Source organism: Nocardia veterana NBRC 100344, assembly GCF_000308855.1.
Taxonomy (GTDB): Bacteria; Actinomycetota; Actinomycetes; order Mycobacteriales; family Mycobacteriaceae; genus Nocardia; species Nocardia veterana.
In genome coordinates this window covers 1-22,327 of sequence record NZ_BAGM01000080.1, presented here as the reverse complement: position 1 = coordinate 22,327, position 22,327 = coordinate 1, and the positions used below count along the sequence as shown (strand labels likewise).

Genomic DNA, 22,327 nt, shown 5'->3' with positions numbered 1-22,327 from the left:
ACCGATCGATCAGCCGCGGCCCGAGCGGCCGGGCGGAGGAGGGTGCCGATGCGGACGGTGACGTCGCTGCCGCAGCAGATCACCGTGGACGAACACGTGTGGATTCCGATGTCGGACGGCGTGCGGCTCGCGGCCAAGATCTGGCGGCCGATCGCGGCCGACGACCGGCCGGTACCCGGAATCCTGGAATACATTCCTTACCGCAAACGTGATCTGAGTGCGGTCCGCGACTCGATCCACCACCCCTATCTGGCCGGTCACGGGTATGCCTGCGTGCGGGTGGACCTGCGTGGCACGGGTGAGTCCGAGGGCGTGCTGGTCGACGAATATCTCGACCAGGAGCACGAGGACGCCGAGGACGTGCTGGCTTGGATGGCCGAGCAGCCCTGGTGCAACGGCCGCCTCGGCATGATGGGCATCTCCTGGGGCGGCTTCACCGCGTTGCAGGTCGCCGCCCGCAAACCGCCGGGTCTGCAGGCCATCGTCATCTCCTCGTTCACCGAGGACCGCTACTCCGACGACATGCACTACATGGGGGGTGCGCTGCTGTCGGACAATATCGCCGAATCGGCCACCATGTTCGCCTACAGCACGCTGCCGCCCGACCCGGCCCTGGTCGGCGAGCGCTGGCGCGACATGTGGCTGGACCGGTTGCAGAACTGCAGCCTGTGGGCGGCGAACTGGCTCGAGCATCAGCGTCGCGACGAGTACTGGCGGCGCGCCTCGGTCTGTGAGAACTATTCCGACGTCCAGGTCCCGGTGCTGGCCTCGAGCGGCTGGGCCGACGGCTACTCCAATGCCGTCGCACGCGTGCTGGCCAATCTGGACGTCCCGCGCAAGGGCCTGATCGGCCCGTGGTCGCACAAGTATCCGCATCTGGGGGAGCCGGGCCCGGCGATCGGGTATCTCCAGGAGGTCGTGCGCTGGTGGGACCATTGGCTCGCCGACGCCGACAACGGGGTGATGGACGGCCCGATGCTCTACACGTGGATGCAGGAGAGTGTGCCGCCGTCGACGTCCTACGAGGAACGGCCCGGTCGCTGGGTCGGTGAACCGAGCTGGCCGTCACCGCATGTCCGGACGGTGTCGCATCCGCTGGGCCGGCATCGGATCGCGCGGCCGGGGGAGAACCCGGCGCCGGCGCAGCTGTCGGTCGAATCGCCGCTGTCGGTCGGCCAGTTCGCCGGTAAGTGGGCCTCCTACAGCGCCCCGCCCGATCTGCCCTACGACCAGCGCGAAGAGGACGGCGGCTCGCTGGTGTTCGACACCGACGAGCTGACCGAACGCTGCGAGATCCTGGGCGCGCCGGAGCTGACGCTGGAGGTCTCGGCCGACAAACCCGTGGCGATGATCGCGGCCCGGCTCTCCGACGTCGCACCGGACGGGCGCGCCACCCGCGTCACCTACGGTCTGCTCAATCTCACTCATCGCGACGGGCACGACGATCCACGCCCGCTCGAACCCGGTCGCCGCTACCGGGTCACGCTGCAGCTCAACGCGGTGGCGCAGGCCTTCCCGGCGGGGCATCGGATCCGGCTGTCGCTGTCGAGCTCGTATTGGCCGCTGGCCTGGCCACCGCCCGAACCGGCGCTGGTCACCGTGTACACCGAGGGCAGCGGTCTACGGCTGCCGATCCGGCCGATCGCCGAGGCCGACGACATCGTGGCACAACCGTTCGGCCCGCCCGAGGGCGCGGAGCCGATGGCCACCACCCAGGTCCGCCCCGGCGAACAGAAATGGACGGTGTGGCGCGATCTGATCGAGTACCGGTCCGCGCTGGACATCGTCAAGGATGCCGGCCTCGTCCACTTCGACGAGCACGATCTGGACGTCGACCGCCAGGTCCGGGAACGCTACAGCTGGCAGGCCGACGACTTCTGCTCGGCCACCGCCGAAACGGCGTGGTCGATGAGCTTCGCGCGCGGCGACTGGCGCACCCGGACCGAGACCCGCACCCACGTTACTTGCACCCCTTCGGATTTCGTCGTGCACGCCGAGCTGGACGGTTTCGAAGGGGAGCAGCGAATCTTCTCGCGCAACTGGACCAGGACGATTCCCCGTGACCATGTATGACCGACCGCCGGTGTTGCCGGTGAACCTCGGCAAACCGAGTCTGCGTAGCCGGATGATGATCGCCGCGCTGCGGGTGACCCGGGCCAAGAAGACCTTCGCCGATGTCGACGCGCTGCACGAGAGCATTCCGAAAAGTCAACGGCCCGAACGCGACAGCCCGCCCGCGGAGGTGCATCTGCATCACTGGGTGACGCGCCGCGTCATTCGCGGCAGACCGGTGTACACCCTGCGCCCGCAGTACGGCGGCAGCCGCCGGCACGTGCTGTATCTGCACGGTGGGGCTTACGTCCATCAGATCCAGCACGATCACTGGACCTTCCTCTCCCGGCTGATCGACCGCACCGGATGTACGGTCACCGTGCCGCTGTACCCGCTGGCCCCGGGCTGCCACGCCGAGGACACCGTCGCGATGGTGCGCGCGGCGCATGCCGCGACCTTCGCCGGCACCGCCTCGGAAGACACTGTGTTCATGGGGGATTCGGCCGGTGCGGCGCTGGCGCTGGTGCTGGCCCGCACCGCCCGCGCGCCGGAGACCGCGGCGCCCAAGGAGGTGGTGTTGATCTCCCCGTGGCTCGACGTCACCATGTCCGATCCGATGTCGGCCGAACTCGACCCGTGCGATCCCTATCTCGGTATCGCGGGGCTGGTCGAGGCCGGACGGCTCTACGCGGGACGCCTGGATCCGCGCGATCCGCGTATTAGTCCGCTGAACGCCCCCACGGCGACGCCCGGCCGGCTCAGTCTGTTCGTCGGCACCCGCGACATTCTGCTGGCGGACGCGCGCCGGTTCCGGTCCCGGTGCGCCGACGAGGGAACCGAACTCGACTACTACGAATACCCGGGCATGATTCATGCCTGGCATATCGCCGATATTCCCGAGGCTCGGCACGCCCTTCGAGAATTGGTTCACATCGTGCAACGTCCGGCCCGAGTGTAAGCCGCGGTTGCGGGGGTAGCACGCAGCCACCACTGCGAAATTCGAAAAGAGGTACCCCGTTGAACGCAATCGACATTTTCGTGCTCGGTCTGGACGAAGGGAATGTGCGTACGCTGGAAAAGATTCCCGGTGCCGACCGGTTCCGCTTTCATCCGCTGCTCGGTATCGACGAGACGCAGGAAGGTGAGATCCCGATCGAGGATCTGCTGCACAAGGCGGAAAAGGAATTGGCCGATTTCGACGGCCGAATCGGCGCGATCGTGGGGTACTGGGATTTCCCGGTGACGGCGCTGGTGCCCATGCTGTGCCGGAAGTTCGGGCTGCCCGGCCCGAACCTCGACGGGGTGGTGCGGTGCGAGCACAAGTACTGGAGCCGGCTGGTACAGCGCACGGTGCTCGACGATGTTCCCGGCTTCGGCATCGTCGACCTCGACGGCGAGCCGCGACTGCCGGACGGGTTGCGGTACCCGGTCTGGCTCAAGCCGGTCAAATCCTTCTCCTCGGAATTGGCCTTCCACGTCCACGACGACCAGGAATTCGACGAGGCGGTCCGGCAGATTCGTGAAGGTATCTCGCGGGTCGGTAAACCCTTCGAATTCGTCCTCGACCAGGTCGACCTACCGCCGGAAATCAGCGCGATCGGCGGGCAGGCGTGTCTGGCCGAGGAGACGCTCACCGGGGTGCAGGCGGCGACCGAGGGATATGTTTACCAGGGTGAGGTGACCGTCACCGGCGCGCTGGATTCGATCAATTATCCCGACACCCCCTGCTTCCTGCGTCATCAGTATCCGTCGCAGTTGCCGGCCGACATCGTGGAGCGAATGTCGGATATCTCGCGGCGGGTGATGCGCGAAATGCGATTGGACAATTCCACGTTCAGTATCGAATTCTTCTGCGATACGGAGACCGGGCGGGTGTCGGTGCTGGAGATCAACGCCCGGCATTCGCAATCGCATGCGGACATGTTCCTCGCCGTCGACGGCGTCCCGAACCATCACTGCATGGTGCAACTGGGCCTGGGGCGGGATCCCGCGCTCCCGCGCGGTAACGGTGACTACGAGATCGCGGCCAAGTGGTACCACCGGCGGTTCGCGGACGGTGTCGTGACCCGGGTACCGTCCGCGGCCGAGATCGAGGAGATCGAGCGTGAAATCCCCGGCGTGACAATCGACATCGTGCCCGGTGTGGGCACTCGGCTGTCGGATATGCCGGCTCAGGACAGCTACAGCTACGAATTGGCGGATATCTTCGTCGGCGCCGACAGCGAAGCGGAGATGATCCGGAAATTCGAGCGTTGTGTGGCCGCGCTGCATTTCGAATTCGACGAGACGGGTCTCGACGGGAACAACGGATAACAGCGAGAACCGCGGACAGCAGTGCCTGAGCGAGCCCGGCCGAATCGGTATCGGCCGGGCTCGCTCGGTGTCCGCTAGGGCCGGAATCAGTCGGGAGGTTCCTGGGCACCGGTTTCGGTACCCAGGTCCTCGGCCGGCTCCGGGGTGATCCGCTCGTCGTCCCGGTCCTCCGGTTCGGTACGGCGGCGGGTGGGCTGGTCGGCGTCCACGTCTGAGTGGTTCGGCTCGGTCATGGGGGCTCCCTTTGCTGGGGGACTCTTGCGGCTGCGCTATGCGGCGTGTCGGCGGGACCGGCGGGTCGTGCTCGCCGCGGGCTCGGTATCGGCGAGCGCCTGTTCCCGCAGGGAGGTGAGGATCCGGGTCAGCAGGCGCGAGATCTGCATCTGCGAGACGCCGTGCAGTGCCGCGATCTCGGTCTGGGTCTTGCGTTCGAAGAACCGCTGCACCAGGATCGTGCGGTCGCGCTCCGGCAGCGCCTCGAGCAGCGGCCGCACCGTCATGGCGTTCTCCATCAGCTCGTAGCAGGGCTCGCTCACGGCCAGCCGGGCCCCCAGCGGGGTGGGTGCGTCGTCCTCACCGTCGAACGACTCGTCCAGGGAATCGCACAGGTAACTGTGCGATGCGATGAACGCCTGGCTGACCTCCTCCACCGAGACATCGAGCTCTCGGGCGAGTTCGTGGGCGCTGGGATCGCGGCCGAGACGCTGCGCCAGTACCGGGGTGAGCCGGGAGATGTCCCCGCGCAGCTCCTTCATTCGCCGGGGGACCTTCACCGCCCAGGCGGCATCGCGGAAATAACGGCGTACCTCGCCCATGATCGTCGGCACCGCGAAGGAGGTGAAGGAGACGCCGCGGGTCACGTCGAAGCGGTCGACCGCCAGGACCAAGGCGAGGTTGGCGACCTGTCGCAGGTCCTCGGCGGACTGGCCGCGCCCGGCGAAGCGCCGCGCGATGTGTTCGGCCAAGGGCATGCAGGTGGTGATGATCTGCTCGCGCAGGGCCTCGCGCTCCCGGTCGTCGGCGTCGAGGGCGGCCAGTGCCCGGAACGACTCCTCGATCCCGTCGTACGGGTCGTTTCCGCGGCGGGCGCGATCGGCATCGGAACGAGGTGCTGTCGGCGTTGTGGCCATATTCTCGCAAACTCCGTTCACGTCGTGCTGGTGAAGTCGTGTTGTCGAACTGTCGTCGACTGTTGCGGCAGTGGTATCCGTGTCGCGGGGACTCAAACAAGAGCCTCGGGCCGGCGGGGCGGGCGACGCCGGCGGCCGAGCGCGTGTTGCGGATGCGTCGGTGGGTATCGCGGAGACAACCGGAGTGTGCGGCAGGCCGCGCCGTGAGCGGCCCTCCGCACCCGATCACCGACCCGGAGGAGTGGTTCGAGATGTCACATATCGACACTGCCCGACCCGGCACCGCCCGATCCGGCGCCGCGCGACCTCAGGAATCCGCCACGGTCGCCGAATTGGTCGGCACCGCGAGTGAGCAACTGAGCCGGCTGGTGCGCGAGGAGATGAGGCTGGCGGCCGCGGAGGCGCAGGGCAAGGCCAAGCGGCTGGGCGCCGGCGCCGGGCTGGGTGGCGCGGCGGCCGTTCTCGCCCTCGCGGCTCTCGGCGCCTTCGTGGCGGCGGCCATCCTGGCGCTGGCCCTGGTGGTGCCCGCGTGGGGTGCCGCGCTGATCGTCGCCGGGGCGCTGTGCGCACTGGCCGGGCTGTTCGGTCTGGCCGGACGTGCGAATATCCGCAAGGGCACGCCGCCGGTGCCGGAGCATGCGGTGGCCGATGTCCGGCAGGACCTGACGATGATCAAGGAACGGGGCCGGCGGTGAGCGGCCCGGCCGAGGTGGAGCAGTTGCGCCGCGACCGGGACCGGACGCGGGCCGAACTGGGCCGATCGGTCGAGGCGCTGAGCGAGCGACTCGACGTCGCCACCCGGACGCGCGACCGCATGCACCGCGCGGCCCACTCCGCTCAGGACAACGCGCAGCGGGCCGGTGCCCGGGCGCAGGAGAATGCGATACCCTGGCCATCGGCGCGGCGACGCTCCTCACGATCGTCTGGGTGGTGCGCCGAGCGCGCTCGGCGTGACTTGTGCTCGCACTGCGAGCCCGGGCCGCGCTGCGGTCAGACGCGGCTGGCAGCCGAGAAGGTGACCGAGGGCAGCTCGGCCGTGAGCCGCACCCGGGTGCCGCCGCCGGTGTGATCGATCGCCATCTCGTCGGTGAGCGCCCGCATCATCGCCAGTCCGCGGCCGCGGTTGCCGGGGTCCTCCGGTAGCGGGCGCCAGGTTCCGGAGTCGACGACCTCGATACACACTGTCCCGCCGACGCATTCGGCCGTCAGTTCCACATGGCCGGCCCGATCGTGCGGGTACGCGTGTTCGATGCTGTTGGTGCAGGCCTCGTTGGCGGCGGCCACCAGATCGGCGGCCAGATCGTGTCCGACCGCTGCCGCCGCCAGCCACCCGGTCAGCGCACGGCGCAGTTCGGCCAGCCGCCGCGGTTCGGCCGGAACGTCGAGCCGCAGCGGCCGCGGCGGCTGCCGGTAGACCACCATCGCGATGTCGTCGTCGTAGCCCGCGTCCGGGCGCAGCCGCGACAGCACGGCGTCGGCCACCTCCCGCGGTAGATGTGTTGCGGCACCGGACAATTCATCCGCCAGCTGGTCGAAGCGAATATCGATGTCGATACCGCGCTGTTCGACCAGGCCGTCGGTGAACAGCACCAGCGTCGACCCGGGTTCGATCGCGGTGGTGGCCTCGGGTCGCTGCGGAATGTCGAAGGTCGCGAGCGGCACCGCCCGACCACCCTCGAGCAATCGTCCGGTCCGATCCGGTGCGGCCAGCACCGGCGGCATATGGCCGGCACTCGAATAGCGGACCAGCCCCCGCACCGGATCCAGGATCGCCGCGCACACGGTCGTGCACATGGCGCCGGGAATGCGCGCGGCCACCGCGTCCAGTTCGGCCAGCAGCTGGGCCGGCCCCGCACCCCGCAGCAGCAGAGCCTGTGCGGCCGTGCGTAATTGGCCCATCACCACCGCGGCGGACAGACCACGCCCCACGCAGTCGCCGACGACCACGCCGAGCGTGCCGTCGCGCAGCTTGACCACGTCGTACCAGTCGCCGCCGATCTCCAGCGGTGGTAACGCGGGTTCGTAGTGCACCGCGAAACCGGGCGGCAGCTCGATGGGACCCAGCATCGCACGCTGCAGCGTCAATGAGGTCGACCGCGCCTGATCGAAGTTGCGGGCCCGCTGGACCGCGAGACTGAGATGTCCGACCAGCAGCGAGAACAGCGACCAGTCGCCCGGGCTGATTGCGCGCGGCGCCGCGAAGCGCACCCACAGCGCGGCGTCACCGGTCTCGCCCAGCGGCGCCACGATGCCCTCGGAGCGCGCCGCGCCCTCGGGGATGGCGAACATGGCCCGATGCGGTCGCATCCGGGTGCGGTCGAGCAGTGCCCGGGCCCGTGCGTCGAGCACCTGGCGCGATACCGCCGCACCGCCGGAGTCACCCGCCGGCGAGCCGGAAGACGCAGGAGCCGAATCGGTTTCGGTCCCGGCCACCGGACCCGACACGTACATCTCCGGCGCGGTCTGGCGATTCGCCCACACCGACACCACGGCCGTTTCGGCGCCGATGGCCCGGCGCAGCTCCTCTAGCCCCACCGCGAGCACCTCCGCCACGCTGGTGGCGGCGCCGACGGCGGTGGCGAGCCGGGAGACCGCCTGATCGCGTGCCTGTGCATCGTGTTCGGCGGTGACATCGCGAATGGTGCCGACGAAGATCCGTTCGTCGTCCTCGGGATTGCGCAGTGAGGACGTGCTGACGGCCAGCCACACCCGGCGGCCGTCGCGGTGGCGGGCCGGCATCACGAAGCGGGCCGCCACGGTGCCCAGGGCGGGATACCGGGCCTCGGCGTCGTCGGTCCAGGGATGTGGCAGGGGATAGGGCGCGGTTTCGGGGCCGTAGCCGGTCAGCGCGCCGAAGCCGGAGTTCACCTCGGTGATGGTGCCGTCGGCGGCGGCGACGAAGAATCCGTCCTGCAGCGATTCGACGAGCGCGGTGCGGAAGGCGTCGCGGCCCTCGAGGTCCTCGGCACGCAACCGCTGCAGTTCGTAGCTGCGGGTGCTGTCGAGAAAGCCGCGCGTGGCCACGTCGAGCGCGGCCAGGGTCTGCAGCAGGAATTCCAGTGCCGCCTGTGCGCGCGGCCCGGCGTCGGGATTCGGTTGCGCCGGTGCGGAACTCGCGACGAGCCCCTCTTCGTCGAGCAGCCGGAAGTGGTGTTCGGTCAGATCCAGGATGCTGACGCCCTCGACCAGGGCCCGGCGCCCCAGTTCGTACCCCTCCGCGAGCGTGTTCTGCGTCGGCGAATCCATATGCAACCGAAGCGCGTTCGCATAGGCCTCGCGAAATGCGGCCAGTACCGCACTCATCGGACCCGCTCCCGGATCGCTCGGTCCGGATCTGTCCGCGTGCGGTATGCGCGAGTCCGGGGACCGGCGGTCACGAGGCACCCGCCGAGGGGCCGCGATGGCGGGCGGCGAGCACCAGGGCGTCGTCGGTGTCCTTGACGTAGCGGCGCAGGATGTCGTCGGCGATCTCGCCCGCGGGCTTGGCCAGATCCAGCGTGTCGACGAAATCGCTGGCGATGCCGTCGGTCGACATCAGCAGCACGTCGCCGGGTCGGATCGCGACGGTCTGGGTCTGCAGATTCGGCGGCAGCCGATAGCCGACGATGCCACCGGTGAGCAATGCGGTCGCGCGCACCGCGGGTTTGCCGGGGCCGATGGCGACCAGCCGGGATTCGACATTGCCGACCCCCAGCCACTGCAACTGGTCGTCGCCGGAGAACAGCACCAGCGAGACCGCGGCGCCGCGGGTGTCGGCCATCGCGCGATGGCACAGCACCATCAGCACATCCAGGGGTTCGGCCCGATTGTCGGCGAGCACCTGGGCCGCGCGATCGGCGGCGTCGGCGGCAGCGGACCCGTGACCGAGGCCGTCGAGCACCGCGAACAACACCGACCCGTCGCCGGCGTCGAGTACCACCGACCGATCGCCGGAGACCCGCTGGCCCGGAAGCGCCCGCCCCGCGACCGCCCATTCCACGGTGCCGACCGATCCGTCCTCATGCACCGGCGGGTACCCACTTCCACATCTCCACCAGCGTTCCCTGTCCGGGCGCCGATTCCACGATCAATCGGTCCATCAGCCGGCGAGCTCCCGGCAGTCCCAGCCCGAGCCCGCGGCCGGTGGAATAGCCGTCCTCGAGCGCCCGCGGGATGTCCAGAATTCCCGGCCCCTGGTCCTGGGCCTGGACGACCAGGGCCCGGCGGCCCTCCCGTTCCTGTACCGTCACCCGGATCTCGCCGGTGCCCGCGTAACTGGTGATATTGCGGGCGACCTCCGAGATCGCGGTGGAGATCATGGTGATGTCGGTCAACGTGAAACCCAGCTCGGCCGCGAGTTCCCGCCCTGCCTGACGCGCGGTCACGATGTCGCCGGACACCTTCACCGCGATCACCACGTTGTCGGAGGCCACGATCACCGACCGTCTCGCCGGCCGTTGGGCAGCTGTCTGTTGAGCCAGGCCAGCCCTTCCTCGAGGTCCAGAGCGGTATGCATGTCCTCGAACGTCAGACCGAGCTGCACCATCGCGAACGCGACTTCGGGCTGCAGGCCGACGATGACCGTCTCCGCGCCGCGCAGCTTGGTCATATGGGCGATGGTACGCAGCGACCGCGCGGCGAAGGAGTCCATCACATCGATCGCGGTGACGTCGACGATGATGCCCTGGGCACGATACTTGCTGACGTAGGTCATCAAGTCGTCCTGCAGGCGTTCGGTATCGGCGTCGGTGAGCGCCGACTGGACGGACGCGATGAGGTAGGTGCCCTGTTTCAGAATGGGTACCGGCATGGGCGCGCGCCTCGACTAACGTCCGTCGCGTTCGGTCAGTCGCGAGATCTCATAGCCGAGAAGTCGCTCCGCCTCTTCGATTCCGCCCTGCAGGTCACCGACGGCGTTCATCTTCGTCAGATCGAGGCCGATGGTGACCAGGGTCAGCGCGATCTCCGAGGACAGACCGGTGATGATCACGTTGGCGCCCATCAGGCCGGACGCGTCGACGGTCTGCACCAGGTGGTTGGCCACCGTGGAGTCGATCATCGGCACACCGGTGATGTCGATGACGACGACCTTGGCGCGGTTGGCCCGGATGGCCCGCAGCAGCTGTTCGGTCAACTGCCGTGCGCGCTGGGAATCCAGCACACCGATGATCGGCAGGATCAGCAGCTGCTCACGCACCTGCAGCACCGGGGTCGACAGCTCGCGAATCGCCTCCTGCTGCTGGCGGATGACGCGTTCGCGCTCCTGCACGAAGGAGATGGCCACGGTGTTGGCGATCCGGTTGGCGGCGGGCTCGTAGGCGTCGAGCACGTTCTTGAGCAGTTCGAAGTCCGATTGGTACTTCTCGAACAGGCTGCGGGCCAGCACATCTCGCAGCAGCAGCACGATCCCGACGACCTCGTCGGTCTCGACGCCCCGCGGGATGATGCGTTCGGACAGATCGCGGGCATAGGCCTGCAATGCCTCGACGCTACCGGTCTCGAGCACCTCGACGTAGTTGTCGTAGATCGAGGTGGCCTCGGAGAAGACCTCCTCCGGCGTCATCGCGGTGAGCAACTGGGCGTCGGTGATGCGGCGGGCCCATTCCTCGCGCAGTTCGGTGCGGTTCTGACGCAGGTGTTCGACCAGTTGCGGCAGCAGGTTGTCGACCGGGCCTGTCGGCAGAGAATCCGGCGAGAGGCCGATGGACACGTCGGACATGGAAACTCCTGCCCCTCTCGTAAGGGTAGGTCGGTTACTGGTCGGTGGTGGCTCGGTCGCGGCCGCCGTCGTGGCGCCGCAGTCGAGCCTAGTCTTACCCGGTACCCGCTGGTGAACAAATCAAACACGCGACCGGGGTGTGTGTTCGGCCACGTCGTCGACCGGGGTGCGGATCGGTTCGGTCCGAACCGGCCCGCCGGGGCCGCGGTGATCGATACATCCCTCGCCCCGGGATCCTGGTGCGCGGTGGTGGGTGAGCAGGGTGTCGTAGATGTCGGCCAGGGCGGCGAGCTGGTCGCGGTCGAGTACGTCGATCATGTGCCGCCGGACGCTGTCGACGTGGGCGGGGGCGGCGGTGGCCAGCACCTCGGCGCCCTTGGCGGTCAGCACCGCCGCGGTGCGCCGGGCGTCGTCGGGGATCGCCTCGCGCGCGACCAGGCCGCGCTTCTCCATCCGGGTGATCTGATGGGAGAGGCGGCTCTGCGACCACTCCAGCACCGCGGCCAATTCGGCGAAACTGCGCCGGTGATCGGGGGCGTCGGCGAGCCGGGCGAGCACGGTGTATTCGACGTAGGTGAGATTGGAGGTCCGTAGCGAGTCGCGGCCGACGGCGGCCGCGATGAGATCACGGGTGAATACGAAGCCCAGCCAGGCACGCGTTTCGAGATCGTCGAGCCAACGGGGTTCGGTCACGATTCCTCTCCAGGTCTGTGCGTGGTCATGCTATTGCCTTCCCGCTGTCGGAGACAGTCGATGTCGCGCCTGCCGGCGACAGCGGATCGCCCCTGCCGATACCCGTAGTCGCCATATGGGATCGACACCTACACCCACCATATTGAAGGTGCAACCTTTGCGATCGGCAATGAAGATTAGGCTGGCCTGGCCTCGGAGGCGTGCGGTGCTCTGATTAGAGTCGGATCGTTGTTTCGGCCGATCGCGAGGGACCCGTGCGGCCGAGTGCACCCGCAGACACACAAGGAGTGCGATTCGTGACCGCGCCTGAGTTCCGCTATTCGGATCTGCTGCCCATCGGAGCCGACGACACCCCCTACCGGTTGCTGACCACCGAGGGCGTGAGCACATTCGAGGCCGGGGGCCGCACCTTCCTCCAGGTCGAGCCCGACGTGCTGCGGCTGCTGACCGCCGAGGCGATGCACGACATCAGCCACTATCTGCGCCCGGCGCATCTGGCCCAGTTGCGCAAGATCATCGACGATCCGGAATCCTCCGGTAACGACCGCTTCGTCGCCCTGGACCTGTTGAAGAACGTCAACATCTCCGCGGGTGGCATTCTGCCGATGTGCCAGGACACCGGCACCGCGATCGTCATGGGTAAGAAGTCCGAGGGCGTACTGACCGGCGTGGACGACGCGGAATGGATCTCGCGCGGCGTATTCGACGCCTACACGAAGCTGAATCTGCGCTATTCGCAGCTCGCCCCGCTCACGATGTGGGACGAGAAGAACACCGGATCGAATCTGCCCGCGCAGGTCGAGTTGTATTCCACCGCAGGCGATCCCGGGCACCCCGCGTACAAGTTCCTGTTCATGGCCAAGGGTGGCGGATCGGCGAACAAGTCGTTCCTGTACCAGGAGACCAAGGCCATTCTGAATCCGACGCGGATGCTCGAATTCCTCGACGAGAAGATCCGTTCGCTCGGCACCGCCGCCTGCCCGCCGTATCACCTGGCCGTCGTGATCGGCGGCACCAGCGCCGAATTCGCGTTGAAGACGGCGAAATACGCCTCCGCGCACTACCTCGACACCATGCCGACCGAGGGGTCGATGGCCGCGCACGGCTTCCGCGATCTGGAATTGGAGGAGGAGGTCTTCAAACTGACCCAGTCCTTCGGTATCGGCGCGCAATTCGGCGGTAAGTACTTCTGCCACGACGTGCGCGTGATCCGGCTGCCGCGCCACGGCGCCAGTTGCCCGGTCGCGATCGCGGTGTCGTGTTCGGCCGACCGGCAGGCGCTGGCCAAGATCACTCCCGAGGGCGTCTTCCTCGAGCAGCTGGAACGCGAACCCGCGCAATATCTTCCGGAGCAGACCGACGAGATCCTCGGCGGCGACGTGGTGAAGATCGACCTGAACCGGCCGATGTCGGAGATCCGCGCGGAGCTGTCGAAGTATCCGGTCAAGACCCGGCTGTCGCTGACCGGCCCGTTGGTGGTCGCCCGCGATATCGCGCACGCCAAGATCAAGGAACGCCTCGACGCCGGCGAACCGATGCCGCAGTACCTGCGCGATATGGCCGTCTACTACGCCGGCCCCGCCAAGACCCCCGAGGGTTACGCGTCCGGTTCGTTCGGTCCGACCACCGCCGGCCGCATGGACTCCTACGTCGACCAGTTCCAGGCCGCCGGCGGGTCGTTCGTCATGCTCGCCAAGGGCAACCGTTCGGCGCAGGTGACCAAGGCGTGCAAGGAGCACGGCGGGTTCTACCTCGGCTCCATCGGCGGCCCCGCCGCCCGCCTGGCCCTGGACTGCATCAAGAACGTCGAGGTCCTGGAATATCCGGAGCTCGGCATGGAAGCGGTCTGGAAGATCGAGGTCGAGGATTTCCCGGCCTTCATCGTGGTGGACGACAAGGGCAACGATTTCTTCGCCGAAACGCAGAAGCCGATCGCGCTGCGCGTGCGGACGCGCTCCAAAGAGCGGGTCTGAAGTAACTGCCCGGGCCGCTGTCGACAGCGGCCCGGGCAGTCATCAGTGGCTGAAGGGGACTGCGAGGGCCCCTGCCGCCTCGGCGGGCGGGCCCGAGCCTCGGACGGGAATCGGCTACGGCGAATCGGCGCACGTTCCGTTCGTCCGGAAGAATCGGCGGGTCGCGAGATCGGCGGGGAAATAGGCTTCGATGGCGATCTCGTCCAGCGTGATGTCGAAGGCCGCGCCGAACGTGGTCACCGTGTTGACCAAGCACAGTTCGGTCCCGCGATGCGCGATCCGGATGGGCAGCGCGATGTCGGTGGGGTCGGGAGGTGAAGGCTCAAGTGTGGGACCGAATTCCGCCAGTTCCTCGTACCACGCGTGCAGGTGCGGATCGCCCGTGCGCGCAGCCTGACGGGCGAGCCGGGGGAGCAGGTACCCGCGCACATGTTCCAGGTTGCGGAGTCTCGGCGCCAGCCCGTCCGGATGCAGCCCCACGCGCATCATGTTGATCGGCGGCGTCAGCAGCGCCGGATCGGCTCCTTGCAGGAATACGTCGACGGCGCTGTTGGCCGCCAACAGATTCCATCGACGATCCACCGCGAGCGCCGGATACGGTTCGTGCCCCAGCAATACTTGCTGGACCGTTTCGCGCACGCGGGCCAGATCAGGATCGGGCAAGGGATGGTCGCGGAACACCGGCGCATGCCCGGCGGCGACGAGCAGCCGATTGCGTTCCCGCAACGGCACACCGAGCTGCTCGGCAAGATGAAGGACCATCGCGCTGCTGGGAATCGTGCGACCCGTCTCGACGAAGCTGATGTGGCGCGGCGACACCTCCGCCTGAATCGCCAGGTCCAGCTGACTCAAGCGACTGCGGTGCCGCCATTCGCGCAGCAGTTCTCCGATCGTCCGGTCGCTCGTCATGCCCAGAGTCTGCTCGATCACCGCGCGCCGCCGCCATTACATGGCATGTAATCGACGCGCACCGCGCACGTCCGCGACAGTCGTCCCATGGACAGAACGAACAAGCAACTCGTCGTCGACGGATTCCGAGAGTTCGCGGCAGGAAATGTCGACGTGCTCCGCACGCTGCTGCACGAGAACTTCATCGAACACAGCCCCGGAAACCCCAGCGGGCGTGACGATTTCATCGAATTCATCACCACCGCCCCGGTCGCCGGCGCGGCTCTCGAACTCGTGCGAGTCATCGCCGAGGATGACTACGTGGTGCTGCATTACCGGATGTCACCCGGCGGTGATGAGCCCGATGTCGCCGTCGTGGACATCTGGCGGCTCGAGGACGGGCGGATCGTCGAGCATTGGGATGTGGTCCAGCCCGTTCCGGATCCGGATCAGATCCCCAACGGAATGTTCTGAATCAGTACCTGGTCTGCGCGACGGATGCCGAGCCGAACCGCTTCTCCGTTGCACGGAGCGGGCAAGGCCCGTACCCGGCTCGGCGGTGGCCTACCGCAGTCCGGCCGATGAGGTGGTCGGTGGTGTGGCTGTGATCCCCGAGCCGGGAACCCCGTCGTAATCGGGCAGTTCCAGGGCGCCGGCGGGTCGTTCGTCATGCTCGCCGCGGGCAACCGCTCCGCGCAGGTCACCAAGGCGTGCATGGAACACGGCGGATTCTACCTCGGTTCCATCGGCGGCCCGCCTGGCCTGGACTGCATCGAGAACGTCGAGGTCCTGGAATATCCGGAGCTCGGCATGGAAGCGGTCTGGAAGATCGAGGTCGAGGATTTCCCGGCCTTCATCGTGGTGGACGACAAGGGCAACGATTTCTTCGCCGAAACGCAGAAACCGATCGCGCTGCGGGTGCGCACCCGCTCCGAGGAACGAGTCCGAGTGCTTGCCCGGGCCGGCCGTCCGGCGCGGCCCCGGGGATGAAGCGTCAACGCGGGACGACCACGCCGAAACGCGCCTTGGCCCGGGCGGCCCGGTGCCTTCCGGTCGAGGCGACGCCGCCTTGGCGTACCAGTCGACGCCGGGTCAGCTCGTCGGCGTGGGCCGGGATCCGCCGGGTCCGGCTCGGCGCCCGGGTGGCCAGTGCGACCAGCGCGCTGGCGCCGAGCGCCGCGGCCAAGGGCACCAGCGTATTCGCGGTGAGCGGAAGAGCCATCACTGCCTCCTCGTCGTAGGGCGACCGGGCACACGACCGCTTCGCACGCTATCGGGTGCCGGCTCGGCCGCTGCCCACCGACACGCCAGGGGCACGGCCGGACAGGCGCGTCCACGTTCCCGCCCCGAAAATTTTGGAACGTGTTCTAATTCTGTCGTGACGGGAGTGCAGGTGCCGAATCTGCGCCGCGACTGGCTCGCGGGCGATCGGCGCGCCTTCGATCTCGTCGCGGCGGTCTACCAGGCCATCTGACCGGGCATCTCACCCCTGGTCGCCGGCCTCGCCGGCGGCGCGGCCGACCGGATGCGCGGCGCAGGACGGGTCGCTGGTTACGATCGCGGGCATGCTGCGAGGACTTGCTGGACCAGTGATGGCGGTCGGTGTGGCCCTGGCCGGAGCGGCCGCACCCGTCTTCGCCGAGCCCGCCGAGTCCGGCTCGGCCGCCGGCACCGAGGGTCTCGATCCCGTCCTGGCCGGCGCCTACAGCCTGGCCGAACGGCAGGCGCACGAGCAGGGCGTGCCGCTGTGGATCGTGTCGGGACACCGGACCCGAGACGAGCAGGAACAGCTGTGGCAGCAGGGCATCGCCACCTACGGCAGCCCGGAGGCCGCCCGGCAGTGGGTGCTTCCGCCCGACGAATCCACGCACGTCACCGGCAAGGCGATCGACGTGGGTCCGCGCGAGGGCGCTCAGTGGTTGGAGGACAACGGAAATCGCTGGGGCCTGTGCCGCACCTTCGACAACGAATATTGGCACTTCGAGATCCGGACGGTACCCGGCGGCACCTGCCCGCCCCGCTGGCCCGATGCCGGCGTGCGGCCGCGGGACTGATTCTCAGTCGGCTCTCGATCCTGGGCAGTGGGCGGCTGCCGCGGTGGTAAGGAGCGGTCTTTTCGGGCAGGGCGTGGCCCGCGCGGACTCCGAGACCTAGACAGGTAGGAATCTTCCTACCCTTGACAGGTAGGTGATTTCCTACCTATTGTCGGGGCATGGTGCGTAGGCTCGAGGCCGGTCCGGCCGACCAGGTGTTCACGGCCCTGGCCAATCCGACCCGGCGGGAAATCCTGGATCTGCTGCTGGATGGGGAACAGACCGTACAGGCCATCGCCGAGCGGTTCGATATGACCCGGCCCAGCGTGTCCGAGCACCTGAAGGTGCTGCGCGACAGCGGCCTGGTCGCCGAGGACAAGCGTGGCCGCTACCGCTACTACCGGATCGAACCGGAGCCACTGCACGAGTTGCAGTTCTGGCTCAGCCCGTTCGAGCGGTTCTGGCGGCAGCGACTGCGCGCCCTGGGTGACCTCGTCGCCACCCTGGACGACAACGAAAACCCCGCGAACGAAACGGAATCCGACCGATGAACGACGATCTCTCGACCATCGAACTCGACCAGTTCTCGCCGTACCCGCCGCAGCAGGTGTGGCGCGTGCTCACCGACCCGGAGTTGTTGGGCCGCTGGCTGATGCCCGCGACCGGCTTCCGGCCGGTCGCGGGCACGACCTTCCGCATGCAGACCCCCGCCATGCCCGGCGTCGGCTTCTCCGGCACGGTCGACGCGACGGTCCTCGAGGCGATCGCGCCGAAGCGGCTCAGCATGACCTGGAACGATGCCGAATCCGACCGCGAAACCGGGTGGGTGATCACCTGGCAGCTCGAGCCGGAGGGCGACGGCACCCGAATCCTGTTCACCCACACGGGCTTCGACCCCGACGACGCCATGGCGCAGCGAGTCCGCGCCATGATGTCGAAGGGCTGGTCCGGTATCCACGCCGCCCTGGCCACCCTGCTCGCCGAACAGTAGTTCCCGGCTAGGCATCCGGCAGCCGATCGGTGACCCACGCCGCGATGTTCCCGGCCGCCGTGGCCGCCATCGTGGTGGGGCGAAAGGTGAAGGCGTGGCCGGACTCCGGGTAGACTCGTATGTCCACGTCGTTGCCGGCGGCGGACAGCCGGGCGGCCATCGCCAGATTGTCCTCGAGCAGGACGTCGCGGGCGCCGACCATCAGCAGGGTCGGCGGTAGGTCGCGCAGATCCGCGTACAGCGGAGAGATGTCGGGGTGGGTGCGGTCGGCGACATGGCCCGCGTAGGCCTGAATGAAGTACTCGTCGGCGTACAGCCGCCCGCCGGGTGATCGGCCGCTCAGGTCGTAGGCGCCGAACTGCAATACCGCGCCGGCGCACCGGAAGGCCGGACCTCGGTCCCGCAGCCGGAGCAGGGTAGTGGTGGCCAGGGTGGCCCCGGCCGACGCCCCGTTGATGACGAATGTTGGTGTGCCGAACCGGGATTCGGCCTGCGCCAGCAGCCACAGCGCGGCGGTTTCGCAATCGTCGGGCGCCGCGGGCCACGGATCCTCCGGTGCCAGCCGGTAATCGACGCTCACCACCGCCACCCCGGCGGCATCGGCCAGATCGGCGTTACGGCCGTCGTTGCTCGCCGCCGAGCCGAGGTAGAAACCTCCGGCGTGAATATCGAGGCAGGCGCCTCGGATCCGGCCGTCGCGCGGAACGGTGATCCGCACGGGTACACGCCGACCGCCCACCTCGGCGACATGACACACGGCCCGCCCGCCGGGCCGGGTCGCCGCCGCATCCCTGGCCCGGACCTGCCGGAGTTCATCGACGGTCCTCGGTCCTGCCGCGGGTCCCGCGGCCGCCTCGAACGCCCGGCTCTGCTCGGCGTGCGCCGCGAGCTTGTCGTCGATCAGCGCCTTCAGCCCGATTTTCATATATCTCCTGTTCCGAGGCGGCCCCGCGCAGCGGTCGGACGAGTCGTCCGAACCCGCCGATCACCGGGTGGTGACCGAGAACAGGCAACCGAACGAGTCCGCGAATGGCAAACAACCGAACCGCTTGTCCGGCACAACCATTGGTGGAACGCGCAGGTGAGGGGGACCGGCCGGCGGTTCGCCGGATGCGACCGAGTGGCGGCCGACCGACCGGTACCCGGCAAACTTGGAGAGACACGCCGAATGTCCTGCCCATAACCGGTGTGGCGCAGTGGCGGATGGGGCAATCTGGGGCCTGGCGGTATCCCGGCAAACGGCCGGGACGCTCGAAACGATGGAGGTTCGGGTGCGAGGGCGGGTTCCGGTGCGGCGGGTCGGGTCGGCGACCGCCGGACCGTGGGCAGGATCCGGATGCCGGACGGCGGGCCGGCACGGCGCGACGGTACGGCCACGCGGGAATCCGGCACTGCCCCCGTGCGGTACCGCCCGCGGCGGTGCCGGCATCCCCACCGTGCAGCTGGTTCCCGAGACCGGACTGTCCTCGATTCCGGCCGGGTGGTTGCTGCTGGAACTGCCCACCGCACTGCTGGTCGCGGTATTCGTCGGCACCGGCTGGCTCGGTTATGCCGGAACCGACCGGCCCATCCCGGATCCGCCGCTGACCGTGGTCGTCGCCCCCGGCGATCCGGATTCGCTGTCGATCACCTTCGGCGACAACTGATCAGCGTCAGCGGCCGCACGACGGCCGCTCGCCCCGCGAGCGTCGCGTTCAGCCCGCGGTTTCGAGGGCTTCGTCGAAGGTGATCCCGCCCTCCACCGTGTGCGGAGTGCGGCGGCGGTTGGGCGAACCCAGAGCGGTGGTCAGGTCGGAACCGTCGTGTTCGGCCAGCAGCGCCGACGAATCCCAGACCAGCAGCGTGGCGCTGACCGTGTTCTCCGCCGCCGAATGCGCGAGGTCGTAATGCGCACAGGCCGGGACGTGATCGTAGGTGATCCACAGGTCGTAACCGGTCATGAACAGATCCAGATCGAAATCGACCGACAGACCCAGCAATTCGCTGCGGCCGTTGTCGTCGACACCGGCGAACGCCTCGTCCAGCGCCAACAGTCGGGGTGCCTGGGGATCGGCCGAATCCAGCATCACGTGGGCGGCGGCGAACAGCGGAAGATGCAGCGATACCGACTGTTCGCCGCCGGAGAGCGCGCTGTGGCGGGCCACGGTCAATCGATCCTCGGACCCGTCGGCGGTCACCAGAGTGAACGAGAACACCCGCCAGGTGCGATAGTCCAGGGTCGTGGCCAAGATCTCCGGATACGAACGTTCCGGATGCGCGGCACGCGCGGCGCGGATCTCGGCGGCGAAATGCGCACGCACCGTGGCCAATTCGTCCGGTCCGAGGTCGGCGGCGGCGCGGTCGAGCAACTTGCACACCGCACGCGCCGACTCCGACAGATTGTCGGCCAGCACCCAGTGCACCCCGATCGTGTTGCCCGACGACATCCGCCGCTGCTTCATCTCCGCGCCCATGCGCGCGATCAGATCGCGGGCATCGCAGGTACGCTCGTGAATCTGCTGCGCCAGACCCGTGAGCAGCGCGTCCTCGAGGATTCGACGTTCGGCATCGGTGAGCAGCAATTCCTGGTCGGCCCGGGCGGCCGCGATCCGCTCGGCGAAATCGGCCAGCGTGGCGACACCCTGATCGTCGTGCACCTGCACCACCGTGAGTCCGTCGGCCGCATCCCACTGCAACCGATAGTCCTGACGGGCGGAGGCGAGGGCGGCGTCGAATTCCTGCAGCGCCGCGGTCACCGCGCTGCGGGTGGATTTCCGGGCGGCCTCCCCGGCGCGCACCGATGTCGTTGCCGCATCGAGGTTGTCGAACAGTTCCCGGACCTCGGGCGGCAGCACCGCAGTGTCGGCGTCGGGTCCGCCGGATTCGATGCGATACAGCAGCTGATCGGCCGTCGACCAGGCCGCCTCCGAACTCGGCCAGCGGCTGTCGGTGGGCGCCCCCAGCAGCGCCAGCAGATCCGGCCGGGCGTACGGCGCCAGTTGTCGCACATCGGTGAGCAGTTCGGTCAACGCGGTGCCCAGGGCCTCGTGCGCCGCACGGTACGCGCCCTCGGCCGACCCGACCGCTTCGATCGCCTCGGCCGCGGCTTTGCGCGCGGCGCGCTGTTCGGCGCGCGCGGCGTCGATCCGCTCGCGGGCCTGCTCAAGTTCGCGGTCGATATCGGCGGCATCGGCGCCCAGCGCCTCGCGCAGCGTCTCGAGTTTGCGCAACTGCTCCTCGTAGCCGGCGCGGGCCGCCTCCGCCTCCTCGGCGAACGCCTCGGCCAGATCGCGGGATTCGGCCAGCCGATCGTTCGCCTCGCGCGCGCGTTCGGCCTCGCGCTGCTGGTCGCCGCGCAGCCGGAGCAGCGCGGTGCCGGTGGTCTCGAAATGCCGGACCGCCGCGGCCAGCGCATCGAGTTCCGCGGCGTCGCGGGGGGCGTTGTGAGCCGCGGCCACCGTGCGGACCTTTTTGTCCGCGGCGGTCCAGGCGGCCACCGCCTGATCCAGGTCGTGTTCGGCGTGTGCGACCGCCTCGGTGTGCGAGCGCAGGACACCCCCTGCCTCGGAGACGGCGCGCAGGGCCGCGGTCACCGCACTGCTGCGCGGCAAGTCCTTGGCGGCCGCCGCCAGCCCGGCCAACTGCGCCGAGGCCTCCTCGGCCTCCGCACGGGCACTCTGCTCCGCCTGCTCGACGGCCGCGATCTCGGCGGTCAGCTCCGCCACCCGCCGTTCCCGGCGCCGGGCGCGCGCGGTGGCGCCGATGAATTCGGCGTGCTGCTTGATGTCGCGGCCAAGCTGCACGCCTTGGCGGAAGGTGCCATCGTCGCCGACCGCGACCAGATCCTCGTCGGATCGGGAGTCGTTGTTGCCCAGCGCGATCGAGGCGAGAATCGCCTCGAGGTGGGTGCGGGGGACGGCGCCGATCGATGAGCCGGAACCGTCGCCGACTCCGTCCTCCACGACCAATACCTGCGCCAGCGTCGGTCCGTCCGGGCGGTCGGCGGCCGGCAGCGGGACCAGCACGGTATCCGAATCCGGCGGCGATTGGTCGCCCGCGCTCACCCAGGCATCGAGCAGTCCCGCGGCCTGCAGGGCCGCCTCGATCCCGGCCGCGCGCTCGGCCTCGACCCCGTCGGCGAAGCGCACCAGCTGCCACAGCGGTGCCCCGGCACGGCGCACCCGGTCGTCGGCGCGGCCTCGCGGAGCCGGCGGTGCGTCGTCCTGCTCGGCGGCGATCACCTGCTGCTCTTTCCGCAGCGCGGCGATCCGTTCCCGCGCCGCCTCGGCGCTCGCCCGGGCCTGGCGGCGCCGGTCCCGAAGGGCCTCGGTGAGCGGTTCGGTGTGCTCGGCGAGCACCTGCGCCAGCGGCGGTGCCTCGTCGCCGCCGGCCTCGGCCAGTGCGGCATCGAGCGCGTCGAACAATCCGGTCGCCACGGGGGAGTACAGGTCACGCTGGGCGTCCCACCACGCGCGCAGCGCCGCCGCGGTATTCGCCCGCGCGAGTGCCACCGCCGCCTCGGCTTCCGCCAATTGGGCGGTTGCCACATCGCGGTGGTGGCCGGCGCGTTCGACCGC

Annotated in this window: 23 protein-coding genes and 1 pseudogene; 12 read left to right on the top strand and 12 right to left on the bottom strand. The window is 68.8% G+C overall.

Annotated features, from left to right (window positions below; genetic code table 11):
* Window positions 1–48 precede the first annotated feature (48 nt).
* Genes ON37_RS13810 through ON37_RS13800 form a run of 3 tightly spaced genes read left to right on the top strand, consistent with a single transcriptional unit; the run spans window position 49 to window position 4,365 of the window.
* Entirely contained in the window at window positions 49–2,073 is a 2,025-nt protein-coding gene (locus ON37_RS13810; protein WP_040719708.1) for a CocE/NonD family hydrolase, read from the top strand.
* The gene (locus tag ON37_RS13805; RefSeq protein ID WP_051031565.1) at window positions 2,066–3,010 is read left to right on the top strand and encodes an alpha/beta hydrolase fold domain-containing protein; all 945 of its coding nucleotides are present in this window, start codon (window positions 2,066–2,068) and stop codon (window positions 3,008–3,010) included. Before ON37_RS13810 ends, ON37_RS13805 begins: the two co-directional genes overlap by 8 nt.
* Window positions 3,011–3,069: 59 nt before the next feature.
* Entirely contained in the window at window positions 3,070–4,365 is a 1,296-nt protein-coding gene (locus ON37_RS13800) for an ATP-grasp domain-containing protein (RefSeq protein WP_040719678.1), read from the top strand.
* Between the two features lie 86 nt (window positions 4,366–4,451).
* On the opposite strand, the gene ON37_RS32935 is transcribed toward ON37_RS13800, so the two are convergent.
* Entirely contained in the window at window positions 4,452–4,598 is a 147-nt protein-coding gene (locus tag ON37_RS32935; RefSeq protein WP_157171455.1) for a hypothetical protein, read from the bottom strand.
* A 36-nt stretch (window positions 4,599–4,634) separates the two neighbouring features.
* Complete coding sequence (locus tag ON37_RS13795) at window positions 4,635–5,495, bottom strand: SigB/SigF/SigG family RNA polymerase sigma factor (RefSeq protein ID WP_040719704.1); 861 nt, start codon at window positions 5,493–5,495, stop codon at window positions 4,635–4,637.
* Window positions 5,496–5,746: 251 nt separating this feature from the next.
* On the opposite strand from ON37_RS13795, the gene ON37_RS13790 reads away from it, so the two are divergent.
* Both ON37_RS13790 and ON37_RS34675 read left to right on the top strand, forming a co-directional pair.
* On the top strand, window positions 5,747–6,190 hold the full coding sequence (locus ON37_RS13790) for a phage holin family protein (RefSeq protein ID WP_083892977.1): 444 nt from the start codon (window positions 5,747–5,749) through the stop codon (window positions 6,188–6,190).
* Window positions 6,187–6,564: a DUF3618 domain-containing protein gene (locus tag ON37_RS34675; RefSeq protein ID WP_083892974.1), complete on the top strand. Its 378-nt coding sequence runs from the start codon at window positions 6,187–6,189 to the stop codon at window positions 6,562–6,564. Before ON37_RS13790 ends, ON37_RS34675 begins: the two co-directional genes overlap by 4 nt.
* On the opposite strand, the gene ON37_RS13785 is transcribed toward ON37_RS34675, so the two are convergent.
* From ON37_RS13785 to ON37_RS13760, 6 genes are all read right to left on the bottom strand, one after another.
* Entirely contained in the window at window positions 6,486–8,798 is a 2,313-nt protein-coding gene (locus ON37_RS13785; protein ID WP_040719676.1) for a SpoIIE family protein phosphatase, read from the bottom strand. The two genes, ON37_RS34675 and ON37_RS13785, sit on opposite strands and share 79 nt — an antisense overlap.
* Before the next feature lie 70 nt (window positions 8,799–8,868).
* Window positions 8,869–9,501, bottom strand: a complete 633-nt coding sequence (locus tag ON37_RS13780; protein ID WP_040719674.1) for a SpoIIE family protein phosphatase — start codon at window positions 9,499–9,501, stop codon at window positions 8,869–8,871.
* Window positions 9,494–9,910, bottom strand: coding sequence for an ATP-binding protein (locus ON37_RS13775; RefSeq protein WP_373282021.1), 417 nt, complete (start codon window positions 9,908–9,910; stop codon window positions 9,494–9,496). The genes ON37_RS13780 and ON37_RS13775 overlap by 8 nt, the downstream gene beginning before the upstream one ends.
* The gene (locus ON37_RS13770) at window positions 9,910–10,284 is read right to left on the bottom strand and encodes an STAS domain-containing protein (protein WP_040719672.1); all 375 of its coding nucleotides are present in this window, start codon (window positions 10,282–10,284) and stop codon (window positions 9,910–9,912) included. Before ON37_RS13770 ends, ON37_RS13775 begins: the two co-directional genes overlap by 1 nt.
* Window positions 10,285–10,299: 15 nt before the next feature.
* Window positions 10,300–11,193, bottom strand: coding sequence for an STAS domain-containing protein (locus ON37_RS13765; protein WP_040719670.1), 894 nt, complete (start codon window positions 11,191–11,193; stop codon window positions 10,300–10,302).
* A 120-nt stretch (window positions 11,194–11,313) separates the two neighbouring features.
* Window positions 11,314–11,886: a MarR family winged helix-turn-helix transcriptional regulator gene (locus ON37_RS13760; RefSeq protein ID WP_083892973.1), complete on the bottom strand. Its 573-nt coding sequence runs from the start codon at window positions 11,884–11,886 to the stop codon at window positions 11,314–11,316.
* A 296-nt stretch (window positions 11,887–12,182) separates the two neighbouring features.
* Here ON37_RS13760 and ON37_RS13755 point away from each other — a divergent pair, with 296 nt between their 5' ends.
* Complete coding sequence (locus ON37_RS13755; RefSeq protein ID WP_051031569.1) at window positions 12,183–13,859, top strand: fumarate hydratase; 1,677 nt, start codon at window positions 12,183–12,185, stop codon at window positions 13,857–13,859.
* Window positions 13,860–13,973: 114 nt separating this feature from the next.
* Here the strand turns inward: ON37_RS13755 and ON37_RS13750 are convergent, their stop codons facing one another.
* Window positions 13,974–14,768 (bottom strand): helix-turn-helix domain-containing protein, encoded by a 795-nt coding sequence (locus tag ON37_RS13750; RefSeq protein WP_051031568.1) that lies wholly within the window; start codon window positions 14,766–14,768, stop codon window positions 13,974–13,976.
* A gap of 87 nt (window positions 14,769–14,855) precedes the next feature.
* Between ON37_RS13750 and ON37_RS13745 the strand changes: the two genes are divergently transcribed.
* The gene (locus ON37_RS13745) at window positions 14,856–15,221 is read left to right on the top strand and encodes a nuclear transport factor 2 family protein (protein WP_040719667.1); all 366 of its coding nucleotides are present in this window, start codon (window positions 14,856–14,858) and stop codon (window positions 15,219–15,221) included.
* Window positions 15,222–15,380: 159 nt separating this feature from the next.
* Window positions 15,381–15,737, top strand: a pseudogene (locus ON37_RS13740) (fumarate hydratase C-terminal domain-containing protein); the annotation flags it as partial.
* Between the two features lie 4 nt (window positions 15,738–15,741).
* On the opposite strand, the gene ON37_RS13735 reads toward ON37_RS13740, so the two are convergent.
* Entirely contained in the window at window positions 15,742–15,969 is a 228-nt protein-coding gene (locus ON37_RS13735; protein WP_040719663.1) for a hypothetical protein, read from the bottom strand.
* Window positions 15,970–16,312: 343 nt separating this feature from the next.
* On the opposite strand from ON37_RS13735, the gene ON37_RS13730 reads away from it, so the two are divergent.
* The 3 genes from ON37_RS13730 (at window position 16,313) to ON37_RS13720 (ending at window position 17,771) form a co-directional block, all read left to right on the top strand.
* A complete protein-coding gene (locus tag ON37_RS13730) occupies window positions 16,313–16,801 on the top strand; it encodes a M15 family metallopeptidase (protein ID WP_245553189.1) in 489 nt (162 codons plus the stop codon).
* Between the two features lie 158 nt (window positions 16,802–16,959).
* Window positions 16,960–17,331: an ArsR/SmtB family transcription factor gene (locus ON37_RS13725; protein ID WP_040719660.1), complete on the top strand. Its 372-nt coding sequence runs from the start codon at window positions 16,960–16,962 to the stop codon at window positions 17,329–17,331.
* A complete protein-coding gene (locus ON37_RS13720) occupies window positions 17,328–17,771 on the top strand; it encodes an SRPBCC family protein (RefSeq protein ID WP_040719658.1) in 444 nt (147 codons plus the stop codon). The genes ON37_RS13725 and ON37_RS13720 overlap by 4 nt, the downstream gene beginning before the upstream one ends.
* 7 nt (window positions 17,772–17,778) lie before the next feature.
* On the opposite strand, the gene ON37_RS13715 is transcribed toward ON37_RS13720, so the two are convergent.
* Entirely contained in the window at window positions 17,779–18,696 is a 918-nt protein-coding gene (locus ON37_RS13715; protein ID WP_040719656.1) for an alpha/beta hydrolase fold domain-containing protein, read from the bottom strand.
* Between the two features lie 511 nt (window positions 18,697–19,207).
* Here ON37_RS13715 and ON37_RS32930 point away from each other — a divergent pair.
* Complete coding sequence (locus ON37_RS32930; protein ID WP_157171454.1) at window positions 19,208–19,417, top strand: hypothetical protein; 210 nt, start codon at window positions 19,208–19,210, stop codon at window positions 19,415–19,417.
* Between the two features lie 48 nt (window positions 19,418–19,465).
* Here the strand turns inward: ON37_RS32930 and ON37_RS13705 are convergent.
* On the bottom strand, window positions 19,466–22,327 hold a 2,862-nt coding region (locus tag ON37_RS13705; RefSeq protein ID WP_040719652.1), incomplete at its 5' end, for an SbcC/MukB-like Walker B domain-containing protein.

Bases quoted from the DNA above. Each gene is read 5' to 3' on its own strand.
- ON37_RS13790 (WP_083892977.1), top strand. From the start codon at position 5,747: ATGTCACATATCGACACTGCCCGACCCGGCACCGCCCGATCCGGCGCC.
- ON37_RS13715 (WP_040719656.1), bottom strand. From the start codon at position 18,696: ATGAAAATCGGGCTGAAGGCGCTGATCGACGACAAGCTCGCGGCGCAC.
- ON37_RS13745 (WP_040719667.1), top strand. From the start codon at position 14,856: ATGGACAGAACGAACAAGCAACTCGTCGTCGACGGATTCCGAGAGTTC.
- ON37_RS13770 (WP_040719672.1), bottom strand. From the start codon at position 10,284: ATGCCGGTACCCATTCTGAAACAGGGCACCTACCTCATCGCGTCCGTC.
- ON37_RS13720 (WP_040719658.1), top strand. From the start codon at position 17,328: ATGAACGACGATCTCTCGACCATCGAACTCGACCAGTTCTCGCCGTAC.
- ON37_RS13805 (WP_051031565.1), top strand. From the start codon at position 2,066: ATGTATGACCGACCGCCGGTGTTGCCGGTGAACCTCGGCAAACCGAGT.
- ON37_RS13795 (WP_040719704.1), bottom strand. From the start codon at position 5,495: ATGGCCACAACGCCGACAGCACCTCGTTCCGATGCCGATCGCGCCCGC.
- ON37_RS13765 (WP_040719670.1), bottom strand. From the start codon at position 11,193: ATGTCCGACGTGTCCATCGGCCTCTCGCCGGATTCTCTGCCGACAGGC.
- ON37_RS13810 (WP_040719708.1), top strand. From the start codon at position 49: ATGCGGACGGTGACGTCGCTGCCGCAGCAGATCACCGTGGACGAACAC.
- ON37_RS13750 (WP_051031568.1), bottom strand. From the start codon at position 14,768: ATGACGAGCGACCGGACGATCGGAGAACTGCTGCGCGAATGGCGGCAC.
- ON37_RS13725 (WP_040719660.1), top strand. From the start codon at position 16,960: ATGGTGCGTAGGCTCGAGGCCGGTCCGGCCGACCAGGTGTTCACGGCC.
- ON37_RS32935 (WP_157171455.1), bottom strand. From the start codon at position 4,598: ATGACCGAGCCGAACCACTCAGACGTGGACGCCGACCAGCCCACCCGC.
- ON37_RS13785 (WP_040719676.1), bottom strand. From the start codon at position 8,798: ATGAGTGCGGTACTGGCCGCATTTCGCGAGGCCTATGCGAACGCGCTT.
- ON37_RS13730 (WP_245553189.1), top strand. From the start codon at position 16,313: ATGCTGCGAGGACTTGCTGGACCAGTGATGGCGGTCGGTGTGGCCCTG.
- ON37_RS13735 (WP_040719663.1), bottom strand. From the start codon at position 15,969: ATGGCTCTTCCGCTCACCGCGAATACGCTGGTGCCCTTGGCCGCGGCG.